General features: G+C 34.9%; 11 protein-coding genes and 1 rRNA gene. 10 read left to right on the top strand and 2 right to left on the bottom strand.

Annotated elements, in window-relative coordinates:
* Nucleotide 1 precedes the first annotated feature (1 nt).
* A 5S ribosomal RNA gene (gene rrf, locus ACP7BT_RS06725) occupies nucleotides 2–116 on the top strand.
* 273 nt (nucleotides 117–389) lie between these two features.
* Here the strand turns inward: rrf and ACP7BT_RS06720 are convergent.
* Complete coding sequence (locus ACP7BT_RS06720) at nucleotides 390–1,769, bottom strand: PLP-dependent aminotransferase family protein (RefSeq protein WP_041079567.1); 1,380 nt, start codon at nucleotides 1,767–1,769, stop codon at nucleotides 390–392.
* A gap of 100 nt (nucleotides 1,770–1,869) precedes the next feature.
* On the opposite strand from ACP7BT_RS06720, the gene pdxS reads away from it, so the two are divergent.
* On the top strand, nucleotides 1,870–2,757 hold the full coding sequence (gene pdxS / locus ACP7BT_RS06715; protein WP_011303857.1) for a pyridoxal 5'-phosphate synthase lyase subunit PdxS: 888 nt from the start codon (nucleotides 1,870–1,872) through the stop codon (nucleotides 2,755–2,757).
* Between the two features lies 1 nt (nucleotide 2,758).
* Entirely contained in the window at nucleotides 2,759–3,334 is a 576-nt protein-coding gene (pdxT, locus tag ACP7BT_RS06710) for a pyridoxal 5'-phosphate synthase glutaminase subunit PdxT (protein ID WP_011303856.1), read from the top strand.
* A gap of 62 nt (nucleotides 3,335–3,396) precedes the next feature.
* Here pdxT and ACP7BT_RS06705 read toward each other — a convergent pair whose 3' ends face one another.
* On the bottom strand, nucleotides 3,397–4,611 hold the full coding sequence (locus ACP7BT_RS06705) for a NupC/NupG family nucleoside CNT transporter (protein WP_011303855.1): 1,215 nt from the start codon (nucleotides 4,609–4,611) through the stop codon (nucleotides 3,397–3,399).
* Nucleotides 4,612–4,767: 156 nt separating this feature from the next.
* Between ACP7BT_RS06705 and ACP7BT_RS06700 the strand changes: the two genes are divergently transcribed.
* The 7 genes from ACP7BT_RS06700 to gltX all read left to right on the top strand — a co-directional run bounded on the left by ACP7BT_RS06700 (nucleotide 4,768) and on the right by gltX (nucleotide 13,984).
* Entirely contained in the window at nucleotides 4,768–5,229 is a 462-nt protein-coding gene (locus tag ACP7BT_RS06700; protein WP_002484181.1) for a CtsR family transcriptional regulator, read from the top strand.
* 16 nt (nucleotides 5,230–5,245) lie between these two features.
* On the top strand, nucleotides 5,246–5,797 hold the full coding sequence (locus tag ACP7BT_RS06695) for a UvrB/UvrC motif-containing protein (protein ID WP_011303853.1): 552 nt from the start codon (nucleotides 5,246–5,248) through the stop codon (nucleotides 5,795–5,797).
* Nucleotides 5,790–6,800 carry a protein arginine kinase gene (locus ACP7BT_RS06690; RefSeq protein ID WP_069819507.1) on the top strand — a complete coding sequence of 337 codons (1,011 nt, stop codon included), beginning with the start codon at nucleotides 5,790–5,792 and terminating at the stop codon, nucleotides 6,798–6,800. Before ACP7BT_RS06695 ends, ACP7BT_RS06690 begins: the two co-directional genes overlap by 8 nt.
* A gap of 11 nt (nucleotides 6,801–6,811) precedes the next feature.
* Nucleotides 6,812–9,274 carry an ATP-dependent Clp protease ATP-binding subunit gene (locus ACP7BT_RS06685; RefSeq protein ID WP_002484178.1) on the top strand — a complete coding sequence of 821 codons (2,463 nt, stop codon included), beginning with the start codon at nucleotides 6,812–6,814 and terminating at the stop codon, nucleotides 9,272–9,274.
* Nucleotides 9,275–9,621: 347 nt separating this feature from the next.
* On the top strand, nucleotides 9,622–10,992 hold the full coding sequence (radA, locus tag ACP7BT_RS06680) for a DNA repair protein RadA (protein WP_037539109.1): 1,371 nt from the start codon (nucleotides 9,622–9,624) through the stop codon (nucleotides 10,990–10,992).
* Between the two features lie 61 nt (nucleotides 10,993–11,053).
* On the top strand, nucleotides 11,054–12,112 hold the full coding sequence (locus tag ACP7BT_RS06675) for a PIN/TRAM domain-containing protein (RefSeq protein WP_069821684.1): 1,059 nt from the start codon (nucleotides 11,054–11,056) through the stop codon (nucleotides 12,110–12,112).
* Nucleotides 12,113–12,529: 417 nt separating this feature from the next.
* A complete protein-coding gene (gene gltX, locus ACP7BT_RS06670) occupies nucleotides 12,530–13,984 on the top strand; it encodes a glutamate--tRNA ligase (RefSeq protein WP_002484175.1) in 1,455 nt (484 codons plus the stop codon).
* Nucleotides 13,985–14,108 lie beyond the last annotated feature (124 nt).

The raw sequence follows: 14,108 nt of genomic DNA, 5'->3' as shown, positions 1-14,108 counted from the left end.
GTCTGGTGACAATGGCAAGGAGGTCACACCTGTTCCCATGCCGAACACAGAAGTTAAGCTCCTTAGCGCCGATGGTAGTCGGACTTACGTTCCGCAAGAGTAGGACGTTGCCAGGCAATCAGAGACCCAAGCGGGTCTCTTTTTTTATGTTAAAAAAGCTTAACTTCCAGTTCGAAGAACTGAAAAACCTAAAATAAGCTATTATGAGAAAGCGTTTGAAGCTGACGAACTGAGCAAAAGACGAAGCGAGCTACAAGTTAATTTCGAATAAACAAGTGCTAAAGCACTTGCATAAGTGTTACTAATTTCAATAAATTGAAAAGTAACACGTTATCGAAATGGTAAAAAAATGTTAGGGAAATTTGAGCAATAAAAAATTAATAATCATATTATAGACATAGACTATTTATTAATGCGTTGGTATGATCATTTAATTTTGAAAAGGGTATCCCTCCAAAACCTAAAATAAATTTCACAGATGTTTGGTTTTTATCATAGTGATAAAAAGGTAGAATTTTCAATTGGTTGTTTGCAGCGTTTTTAAGGCACTGATCCATTGAATAGCCGTTTTTTACAGTTAAAGTGAAGTGCATGCCAGCAAGTGCACCATCTATTTGTAATTGATCTTCATACGGTTTTAGTTTTTCTAGAATGAATTTTAGTTTTCTGCTATATACTTTTCTCATTTTGTTAAGATGCCTTTCGAAACTACCTGATTCCATAAAATTAGCTACTATTTTTTGTAAATGTGCAGGTACGGTGTTACCTTCTTTGTTTTTTAAATGTTCATATTGTGCTAACAATTTTTTTGGTAAAACTAAATAAGCTATTCTACAACTTGGGAAAAGGGATTTAGAAAATGTACTTATATAGATCACTTTGTCTTTGGTATCTAAACTCTGTAACGCAGGTATTGGTTTTCCGAAGTAACGAAATTCGGAATCGTAGTCATCTTCAATAATATATCTATATTCATTTTGATGTGCCCAATTTATAAGTTGGGTTCTTTTTTTTAAATTCATTACGTAGCCTGTAGGGAACTGGTGAGACGGTGTGACATAGGCAATATTATTATTGGTTTGGCTAAAATAGTTTAAGTCAATCCCTGTTTTATTAACAGGTGTCTGAAGATAAGGGATTTGCTTCTTATCGAGTACTTGTTTGATTGGTGGGTAACTTGGGTTTTCAATAATAAACTGTTCTTTACTTAACATATCTGTGAGCAAATTAATAAGCTGTTCTGTTGAGGAACCAATGATAATTTGCTCTGGATGACAAGTAACACCACGACTGTTAAAAAGGTAATGAGCGATTTCTTGACGCAATGACCACTCTCCTTTGGGATTTGTGTGTTGTAGTAAACCGAGTTGATCATCTTCAAAGACATCACGTGCATACTTTCTAAATTGTAGCATGGGAAAGTATTCGGCATCAATTTCAGATAGATTAAAAGCATATTGATATGATTGGTCATTATGACGATTGTTAGAAATCATGTCTAAAGATGGTCCATTTAACTGACTATGATTTCTTTTAATGATAGGTAATGTTTCAATATCTGAAACGAAATAACCAGAACGTGGTTTGGAATATATATAGCCTTCATCTAATAAAAATTGATACGCGTGCTCGATTGTTGTATTACTTACGGATAAATGTTGGCCAAGGGCACGTTTAGAAGGAAATTTATCACCAGATTGATATTGTCCTTCTATAATTTGTTGCTTCAAGTTTTCATATAATTCTATATATAGATGTCGTTTTTCCATAAAATCTGACCCCTTAAATTATTTTGAAATTGTACCTTTTTAAATACCAGTTTATCTCTTAAAATGAATTTAATCAACTAAGTAAAGGGGTAATACAGATATGTCTAAAGTTACTGGATCAGAGAGAGTTAAAAGAGGCATGGCAGAAATGCAAAAAGGCGGCGTCATTATGGACGTTGTAAATGCAGAGCAAGCTAAAATTGCGGAAGAAGCAGGAGCGGTTGCTGTCATGGCGTTAGAACGTGTACCATCTGACATCAGAGCAGCAGGTGGCGTAGCGCGTATGGCTAATCCAAAAATTGTAGAGGAAGTAATGAATGCTGTTTCAATACCAGTCATGGCGAAAGGACGTATCGGTCATATTACGGAGGCACGTGTACTTGAGTCTATGGGTGTAGATTATATCGATGAGTCTGAAGTATTAACACCTGCTGATGAAGAATATCATTTAAGAAAAGATACATTTACAGTACCATTTGTCTGTGGATGTCGTAATTTAGGTGAAGCAGCTCGTCGTATTGGTGAGGGTGCAGCGATGTTACGTACGAAAGGTGAACCTGGTACTGGTAATATTGTGGAAGCAGTAAGACATATGAGACAAGTTAATTCTGAAGTAAGTCGTTTAACTGTTATGAATGACGATGAGATTATGACAGAAGCTAAAAATATTGGTGCGCCATATGAAGTATTAAAAAATATTAAAGAAAATGGTAAATTACCAGTAGTTAATTTTGCAGCAGGTGGTGTTGCGACACCTCAAGATGCCGCTTTAATGATGGAATTAGGCGCAGATGGTGTGTTTGTAGGATCAGGTATTTTTAAATCTGAAGATCCAGAAAAATTTGCAAAAGCCATTGTTCAAGCAACAACACATTATCAAGATTATGAATTAATTGGTCGTTTAGCAAAAGAGCTAGGTATAGCGATGAAAGGTTTAGATATCAATGACCTGTCTTTAGAAGAACGTATGCAAGAGCGTGGTTGGTAATATGAAAATTGGTGTATTAGCACTTCAAGGTGCAGTCAGAGAGCATATACATCACATAGAATTAAGCGGTCACGAAGGCGTTGCAATTAAGCGAATTGAACAATTAGAAGAGATTGATGGTCTGATCTTACCTGGTGGAGAATCCACAACATTGCGTAGATTAATGAATTTATATGGTTTCAAAGAAGCCTTACAGCAATCAACATTACCAATGTTTGGCACATGTGCAGGTCTTATTGTAATGGCTAAACAGATTTCTGGGGAAGATGGCTACTTAGATAAACTCGATATCACAGTTCAAAGAAATTCATTTGGACGACAAGTAGATAGTTTTGAAAGTGAATTAGATGTAAAAGGCATTGCGGAAGATATCGAAGGCGTATTTATCAGAGCACCTCATATTGAAGCGACACATGGTGATGTTGATGTACTTAGTACAGTTGGTGATAAAATTGTTGCCGTTCAAGAAGGACGTTATTTAGGTGTATCATTCCATCCTGAATTGACAGATGATTATAGAGTGACACAGTATTTTATTGAAGCAATTGTCAAACCGACACTTACTGAAAAAGTTTAAAAATAAATATAGTAAAAAGCAGTCATGTATTTTAAATATACATGACTGCTTTTATGTTTAAATTAGATAAAGAATCCTGCAATAGCTGCTGAAATAAATGAAACTAAAGTTGCACCGAATAATAGTTTTAATCCGAAACGTGCAACCATGTCACCTTTTTCATTGTTCAATGATTTGATAGCGCCTGAGATGATACCGATTGAACTGAAGTTCGCAAATGAAACGACGAAGACTGAAATAACACCTTTCGCATGTTCACTCATATCTTTCACTTGGCTTAAGCTTTGCATGGCAACGAACTCGTTAGATAATAATTTTGTCGCCATAATAGAACCAGCTTGTACAGCATCGTTCCAAGGAACACCAACTAAGAAGGCAAATGGTGCAAATACGAAACCGATAAGTGTTTGGAAGTCCCAAGTAATGCTACCTCCAGAAATACCAGTGAATATTGCACTGACAAGACCGTTAAGTAACGCGATAATTGCTATGTAACCAATTAACATTGCTCCTACAATAACTGCTACTTTAAAACCGTCTAAAATATACTCGCCTAACATTTCGAAGAAAGATTGCTTCCCTGCTTCACTTTCTTGAACGATTAGTTTATCCTCTTTGGCATCTACTTTATAAGGATTAATGATAGAAGCGATAATGAAACCGCCAAATAAGTTCAATACGACTGCCGTAACAACGTAACGTGGCTCGATTAAGGTGAAATAGGCACCAATAATGGAAGCTGATACTGTAGACATCGCTGAAGCCGTCAAAGTATAAAGGCGTTGTTTAGGTATATGAGCTAATTCTTTCTTTAATGAAATAAACACTTCAGATTGTCCTAAAATGGCTGCCGCAACAGCATTGTAAGATTCTAAACGACCCATACCATTTATTTTAGAAATAGCTAAACCAAGTACATTAATAATCCATGGTAGGATTTTCGTATATTGTAAAATACCAATTAATGCAGAAATAAATACGATTGGTAATAATACATTAAAGAAGAATGGAGGGTTCTTTGGATCTACAAATTCAAAACCACCAAAAACAAAGTTTACACCTTCTGCTGCTTTTGCTAATAAATAGTTAAAGCCATCTGATATGCCGCCAATGACTGTGATACCGAATTTCGTTTTAAGTAAAATAAATGCGAATACAAGTTGTATGACTAACAATAGTCCGATATATTGCCATCGGATGTTTTTTCTATCTGAGCTAAATAGAAACGCTAATGCAAGAAACACTACTATCCCAATTAAACCGATAATTATATGCATAAGTTATTCATCCCTTTTAAATTTTCTTAACTTCTATAATACAATAAAATTGATAGCACTTACATGTTTAATTTAAAAATTTTAAAACATATTGGTTGAAAAAGGTCAAAGTTGGTCATATAATATAGTCAAAGAAGGTCAAAAGAGGTGATAATCATGCACAACATGTCCGACATCATAGAACAATACATTAAAAAATTATTTGAAGACACCAATGAAGACGTTGTTGAAATTCAACGAACCAATATTGCGCAGCGTTTTGACTGTGTGCCTTCTCAGCTTAATTATGTAATCAAAACACGTTTCACAAATGAACATGGCTATGAAATTGAAAGTAAAAGAGGTGGCGGTGGTTACATTCGAATCACTAAAATTGAAAATAGAGACGAAACAGGTTACATTAATCACTTACTTCAATTAGTAGGGCCATCTATTTCACAGCAACAGGCATATTACATTGTGGATGGTTTGTTAGATAAATCATATATTAATGAGCGAGAAGCAAAAATGATATACGCTGTAATAGATAGAGAAACATTGAAGATGGATATACTATCTAGAGATATTATCCGAGCAAATATAATTAAAAGATTGTTACATGTTATAAATTATTATTAAAGCGAGGTGTTGCGTCGTGCTATGCGAAAATTGTCATTTGAATGAAGCAGAAGTGAAATTGGCAGTGAAAGGGCAAGATGGTATAAATGAAAAATGGGTATGTTCCACGTGTGCACAAGGCGGTAATCCTTGGACACAAAATCAACAAATCCAAGCCCAAGATGATATCGAAGGTGCGTTTGTAGTCAAACAAATCTTGCAACATCTAGCTGCTAAACATGGTATCGATTTTGATGAAATTGCTTTTAAAGAAGAGAAACGCTGTCCAACTTGCCATATGACATTAAAAGATATTGCACATGTTGGTAAATTTGGTTGTGCAGACTGCTATGCGACATTTAAAGATGACATAGTCGATATTGTACGACGCGTACAAGGTGGTCAAATTGAGCACATTGGAAAAACACCGAGATCTTCACATAGAAAATTGGCTTTAAAAAAACAAATTGAGGAAAAATCTTCTTATCTAAATCAATTGATAGAAGAGCAAAATTTTGAAGAAGCTGCCGTTGTTCGTGATGAAATCAAGGCATTAAAAGAGGACAGCGAGGTGAAACATGATGAGTAAAAATGATATTAGTGCATATATGAGTGAATGGATGAGAGATAGAGAAGAAAGTCCCATCGTTATGTCATCAAGGATTCGTTTAGCACGAAATCTTGAAAACCATGTGCACCCACTCATGTTTCCGTCTGAACAAGATGGTTTTAGAATTATTAATGAAGTACAAGATGCGCTTCCCGATTTAGCTGTCCAACGATTAGACGCAATGGATCAGCAAAGTAAATATAAACTTGTCGCGAAACATCTTATTAGTCCAGAATTAATCAGACAACCTGCATCGGCAGTGCTACTGAACGAGGATGAATCGTTAAGCATTATGGTAAATGAAGAAGACCATTTGCGTATTCAAGCGATGGGAAATGATTTATCTTTATCTTCATTATATGAAAAAGCTTCAGAGATTGACGATAAACTAGACAGTGAATTAGATGTAAGTTTTGATGAAACTTTAGGCTATTTAACAACTTGTCCAACAAACATTGGTACAGGCATGCGAGCAAGTGTTATGTTGCATTTACCAGGCCTAACGATTATGAAACGAATGAATCGAATTGCACAAACAATCAATCGTTTCGGTTTTACAATTAGGGGCATTTATGGAGAAGGTTCGCAAGTTTATGGTCATATCTATCAAATTTCAAATCAACTTACATTAGGAAAAACTGAAGAAGACATCATTGAAAGTTTATCAGAAGTCGTTCAACAAATTATTAATGAAGAAATGCAGATTCGTGAACGCTTAAACCGACATAACTATACTGAAACATTAGATAGAGTGTATCGTTCGTTAGGTATATTAAAATATAGTAGACTGATATCTATGGAGGAAGCTTCACTAAGATTAAGTGAGGTCAAACTGGGTATTGATTTAGAATACATTGAATTAGAAGACTTCAAGTTTAATGAACTGATGGTTGCGATACAATCACCATTTTTATTAGATGATGAAGATGATAGAACTGTTAATGAAAAAAGAGCAGATATATTAAGAGAACATATAAATTAGGAGGTTGCGCTATGCTATTTGGAAGACTTACAGAAAGAGCACAACGTGTATTAGCACATGCTCAAGAAGAAGCAATTCGTTTAAACCATTCAAATATAGGAACAGAACATCTACTTTTAGGTTTAATGAAAGAACCTGAAGGTATTGCTGCCAAAGTTTTAGAAACTTTTGAGATTACTGAAGAAAAAGTTGTTGAAGAAGTAGAAAAATTAATTGGCCATGGTCAAGAACAAATGGGTGCATTGCACTACACACCTCGTGCGAAAAAAGTTATAGAATTATCAATGGATGAAGCAAGAAAATTACATCATAACTTTGTTGGAACAGAGCATATTTTGCTTGGTCTAATCAGAGAAAATGAAGGTGTCGCAGCACGCGTATTTGCAAACTTAGATTTAAATATAACAAAAGCACGTGCACAAGTTGTTAAAGCGTTAGGTAGCCCTGAAATGAGCAACAAAAATGCACAAGCAAACAAATCAAATAACACACCAACATTGGATAGTCTTGCACGTGACTTAACTGTTATCGCTAAAGACGGTACGTTAGATCCAGTGATTGGCAGAGATAAAGAAATAACAAGAGTCATTGAAGTGTTAAGTCGTCGTACTAAGAACAACCCTGTATTAATTGGTGAACCAGGTGTTGGTAAAACAGCAATTGCGGAAGGTTTAGCACTAGCAATTGTTAATAATGAAGTACCTGAAACATTAAAAGGAAAACGTGTAATGTCATTAGATATGGGAACAGTAGTGGCTGGAACGAAATATCGTGGTGAATTTGAAGAACGTTTGAAAAAAGTTATGGAAGAAATACACCAAGCAGGTAATGTGATATTATTCATTGATGAATTACACACACTAGTTGGTGCTGGTGGCGCAGAAGGTGCGATTGATGCTTCAAATATTCTTAAACCAGCCTTAGCACGTGGCGAGCTACAATGTATCGGTGCGACAACATTGGATGAATATCGTAATAATATTGAAAAAGATGCAGCACTTGAACGTCGTTTCCAACCTGTTCAAGTAGATGAACCTACAGTAGAAGACACTATTGAAATCTTAAAAGGTTTACGTGATCGCTATGAAGCACATCACCGTATCAATATTTCTGATGAAGCATTGGTATCAGCTGCTAAATTGAGTCATCGCTATGTTTCAGACCGTTTCTTACCAGATAAAGCGATTGATTTAATTGATGAAGCTAGTTCAAAAGTAAGACTGAAAAGTCATACAACACCACCAAACTTAAAAGAAATTGAACAACAAATTGAACAAGTCAAAAATGAAAAAGATGCTGCAGTACATGCTCAAGAATTCGAAAATGCGGCAAATCTTCGTGATAAACAAACTAAATTAGAAAAACAATATGAAGAAGCTAATACGAATTGGAAGAATACTCAAAACGGTGATAACACATCATTATCTGAAGAAGATATCGGTGAAGTGATCGCTGGTTGGACAGGTATTCCATTGACTAAGATTAATGAAACAGAATCAGATCGTCTGCTTAACTTAGAGGATACACTACACAATAGAGTGATTGGACAAAAAGACGCAGTGACATCCATTAGTAAAGCAGTGAGACGTGCAAGAGCTGGATTGAAAGATCCTAAACGTCCAATCGGTAGCTTTATTTTCTTAGGACCTACGGGTGTAGGTAAGACTGAGTTAGCACGTGCGTTAGCAGAGTCTATGTTCGGTGAAGACGATGCTATGATCCGCGTTGACATGAGTGAGTTCATGGAAAAACATGCTGTCAGCCGTTTAGTTGGTGCTCCTCCAGGCTATGTAGGACATGACGATGGTGGACAATTAACTGAAAAAGTAAGACGTAAACCTTATTCTGTTATTTTATTTGATGAAATCGAAAAAGCACATCCAGATGTATTTAACATCTTGCTACAAGTGTTAGACGATGGTCATCTAACAGATACCAAAGGTCGTCGTGTTGACTTCCGTAATACGGTAATTATTATGACATCAAATGTTGGCGCGCAAGAATTACAAGATCAACGTTTTGCTGGTTTTGGTGGCGCTACAGAAGGTCAAGATTATGAATCAATTCGCAAGACAATGATGAAAGAATTGAAAAATGCTTTCCGTCCAGAGTTCTTAAACCGTGTTGATGATATCATTGTATTCCACAAACTTTCTAAAGATGAGTTGAAACAAATTGTGACAATGATGGTTAACAAACTTACTAATCGACTTTCTGAACAAGATATTAATATATCGGTTACAGAAGCGGCTAAAGAGAAAATTGCCGAAGAAGGTTACGATCCAGAGTATGGTGCAAGACCACTTATTCGTGCTATTCAAAAAACAGTTGAAGATAACTTGAGTGAATTGATTTTAGACGGTAACCAAATTGAAGGTAAAGAAGTTAAAATTGATCACGATGGTAAAGAATTCAAATATGATATTACGGAAAGACAAGATTCAGCTAAAGATAAAGAAACATCTGAATCATAATATCAATAAAGTTAATGTTAGGACCTAGGACATCATCGCATGTCCTAGGTTCTTTTTCTGTATAAAGGGTTAAATTATCAAATTATCATTGGAAACTAACTTACAACATGATGCATTCATACTATTATTTGTAAATTCAAGCTATAATATGATTGGTACTTAAACGTTAGACGTGGTATTTTATAAAAATAGCTTATATCAATATGAGAAACGTTGAAATGATACATAATTTTAATTTAAGAAATATACATATTAATTGAGAGAATTATTATTGCTGAGAATAAAATTTGTTTTTAAATAGTCAGAGGTTTAAAATAGATTTGTTCAATGAAAGGTGGAGGTGCTGTTTGGCTAAAAAGAAAGTGATTTTTGAATGTATGGCATGTGGTTATCAGTCACCGAAATGGATGGGGAAATGCCCAAACTGTGGCGGTTGGAATCAAATGGAAGAAATTGTCGAACAAAAGGCAGCCAGTCCAAAACATGGCGTACGCAGTCGAGACAATGTATCTAAAGTACAAAAATTAAATGAAATTAAACATGAAACAACACCTAGGGTTAAAACAAATTCAAACGAATTTAACCGCGTACTAGGTGGAGGTATTGTTAATGGTTCACTTGTCTTAATTGGTGGTGATCCTGGTATTGGGAAATCGACATTACTATTACAAATTTGTGCATCATTATCCCAATCTAAAAACGTATTATATATCACTGGTGAAGAATCATTGAGTCAAACGAAATTAAGAGCGGAAAGATTAGATGAAGATTCTAGTGAATTAAATGTATTTGCCGAAACAGATTTAGAAGTAATCCATGAAACGGTTAAACAAATTAAACCAGATTTACTTGTTGTGGATTCTATACAAACAATATTCCACCCTGAAATCAGCTCGGCACCAGGCTCGGTGTCACAAGTTAGAGAAAGTACGCAGAGCTTAATGAATATAGCTAAACAGATGAATATTGCGACGTTTATTGTCGGACATGTAACAAAAGAAGGTCAAATCGCTGGGCCGCGTTTACTTGAACATATGGTGGACACAGTGCTTTACTTCGAAGGTGATGAACACCACGCATATCGTATTTTAAGAGCTGTGAAAAACCGTTTTGGTTCTACAAATGAAATGGGTATCTTTGAGATGAAGCAAACAGGTTTGAAAGGCGTTAAAAACCCTTCGGAAATGTTTCTTGAAGAACGTTCAGCCAATGTACCAGGTTCTACGATTGTTTCTACCATGGAAGGTACGAGACCTTTATTGATTGAAGTACAAGCATTAGTGACACCGACAACTTTTAATAATCCGAGACGTATGGCAACGGGCATAGATCATAATCGATTGAGTTTGCTCATGGCCGTATTAGAAAAGAAAGAAAATTATCTCCTTCAGCAGCAAGATGCTTATATCAAAGTTGCGGGTGGTGTGAGACTTACTGAGCCAGCAGTAGATTTAGGTATCATTATTGCGACGGCTTCAAGCTTTAAAGATTTAACGGTGGACGGCTTGGACTGTTTCATCGGTGAAGTAGGTCTTACTGGAGAAGTCAGACGTGTTTCTCGAATAGAACAACGTGTCCAAGAAGCTGAAAAATTAGGGTTCAAACGTGTGATTATCCCTGAGTCCAATATCGGGGGATGGCAATTTCCTGAAGGTATAAAAGTAATTGGGGTTAAAAGTGTTCATGAAGCTTTAAAATACGCATTAACAAAACATTAAAAATAATTATGCTTTAATAATATAAGGTTGAATAATTGTCGGAAGAAAGGAGCGTTAACTTGTGAACATGATAAGACTTATTGTTATCTTGTGCTATATCATTTTAGGTGCAAGTATAGGTGTATACCTTTTGCCAGAAATCTTTGATGATATAGGGCTAGGTAATATATCATTATTAACTAATACGTATTTTAATGGACTACTAGGTATTATAATTTTCTTTTTAATATTTGGTTGGTTTATTAAAAAAGCAACACTTGCTTTAAAAGAATTAGAACGAACAATTATGCGTCAAAGCGCAGTAGAAATTTTATTTGCTACAATTGGACTAATGATAGGCTTACTGATTTCAGTTATGATATCTTTTATATTCCAAATTATCGGCAACAACATCATCAATCATTTTGTACCAATCATTATTACAATTATTTTAGGTTATTTCGGCTTCCAATTTGGTTTGCGAAAACGTGACGAAATGTTGCTATTTTTACCAGAAAATATGGCGCGTTCTATGTCTATCAATGCACGAAACGCAGTGCCAAAGATTATAGATACAAGTGCAATTATAGATGGCCGAATTTTAGACATTATTGAATGTGGATTTATTGATGGTGAAATATTAATTCCTCAAGGTGTAATCAACGAACTTCAAGTCGTTGCGGACGCCAATGATAGTGTGAAACGTGAGAAAGGTCAACGTGGTTTAGATATATTAAACTCTTTATATGATACAAATCATCCGACTAGAATTATTCATCCGACGAAAACGCATAGCGATATTGATGCATTGTTAATTAAATTAGCGCAACATTATAGAGCGCACATTATAACGACAGATTTTAATTTAAATAAAGTATGTCATGTGCAAGGAATCCAAGCACTTAATGTGAATGATTTATCTGAAGCAATCAAGCCCTCTGTACATCAAGGTGACCGATTCAGTCTATTACTTACAAAAATGGGTAAAGAGTCTGGGCAAGCAGTTGGTTATTTAGACGATGGAACGATGGTTGTTGTGGATAACGCTAAAAAACACATTGGCGAACATATCGATTTAGAAGTGATTAGCTTATTACAAACTTCATCGGGTAGAATTATTTTTGCGAAAAAATTAAATTAAAATGTAGGGTTTCATGTGAAACTGTAGCAAATGTTGTTACAGTTTCGTGTGGAGCCTTTTTTATATTTAAAAATATAGACAAAGTCATGGTTAATTTAAGCACAGCAATATCATATTAGCGGTTAAAGTGCTACAATAGATAGCGAAATTGTATTTCTAAAAAAGGAATGTCACATAATCAATTATTGTGTGATGCTTGGAGCAGACTTTGGTAAGAGATACTTTAAAAAATAATAAGCTATGGTATGATTAATAAGCGATAAATAATAAACTTATTAATGGTTGAGCGGTATTTTTTTATAAATGATAAGTAGATAAAAGATATGCGTTCGGCTTATTTATTGCGTTTGTGAAACGCATTTTACATTAATAACGTATGTTGAAAATAATTAATATGATAAAACGGGAGTGAACATAATGAGTGATCGTGTAAGAGTGAGATACGCACCAAGTCCAACTGGATATTTGCATATCGGTAATGCAAGAACTGCATTATTTAACTATTTATTTGCTAAACATTATGATGGTGATTTTGTAATTCGTATTGAAGATACGGATAGTAAGCGTAATTTAGTTGATGGAGAATCATCGCAATTTGATAACTTAAAATGGTTAGGTATCGAATGGGATGAATCTGTTGATAAAGATAAAGGTTATGGACCGTATCGTCAGTCTGAACGTGCAGAAATTTATAATCCGCTGATTCAACAATTATTGGATGAAGACAAAGCTTACAAATGTTATATGACTGAAGACGAATTAGAAGAAGAGCGTCAACAGCAAATTGAACGTGGTGAAATGCCGCGTTATGGTGGTAAACATGCACATTTAACTGAAGAAGAACGTCAACAATTTGAAGCGGAAGGTCGCAAACCTTCAATTCGTTTCCGTGTACCTAAAGATACGACATATTCATTTGATGATATGGTTAAAGGTGAAATTTCATTTGATTCAAATAACATGGGTGACTGGGTCATTGTTAAAAAAGATGGTATCCCAACGTATAACTTTGCGGTAGCTATCGATGACCATTACATGGAAATTTCAGATGTTATTCGTGGTGATGACCATATTTCAAACACACCAAAACAATTAATGATTTATGAAACATTTGGTTGGGAAGCACCAAGATTTGCACATATGTCACTTATCGTAAACGAAGAACGTAAAAAATTAAGTAAACGTGACGGTCAAATCCTACAGTTTATCGAACAATATCGTGATTTAGGATATTTACCTGAAGCATTATTTAACTTTATTACATTGTTAGGTTGGTCACCAGAAGGCGAAGATGAAATTTATTCTAAAGAAGACTTTATTAAAATCTTTGATGAAAAACGCCTATCTAAATCGCCAGCATTTTTCGATAAACAGAAACTTGCATGGGTTAATAATCAATATATGAAACAAAAAGATACTGAAACAGTATTTGAATTAGCTTTACCTCACTTAATTAAAGCTGAATTGTTACCGGAAAATCCAAGTGAAGCGGACCTAGATTGGGGACGTAAACTTGTTTCACTTTATCAAAAAGAAATGAGCTATGCTGGAGAAATTGTACCGTTATCGGAATTATTCTTCCGTGATGAACAAACATTAGGTGACGATGAGCAAGAAGTTATTGCAGGTGAGCAAGTACCAGAATTGATGAACCATTTATATAGTAAATTAGAAGCACTTGAACCATTTGAAGCTGCTGAAATTAAAAAAACGATTAAAGAAGTTCAAAAAGAAACGGGTATCAAAGGTAAACAATTATTTATGCCTATCCGTGTTGCTGTTACTGGTCAAATGCATGGCCCAGAATTACCAAATACAATTGAAGTATTAGGTAAAGATAAAGTATTATCACGTTTGAAAAAATATGTATAAATAAGCGTTGAATATTGTAAAGGTTGTGTTAAATAGATAACACTTGAAAAATTACAATAAACAACCTATGATTAACATTGAAATCAGCAAAGGATTAGTATGTGATGGACGGTGTCAAGAGAGT

The organism is Staphylococcus sp. Y174-1 (assembly GCF_049897865.1).
GTDB classification, from domain to species: Bacteria; Bacillota; Bacilli; order Staphylococcales; family Staphylococcaceae; genus Staphylococcus; species Staphylococcus saprophyticus.
This window is presented reverse-complemented; position numbering and strand designations above follow the sequence as displayed.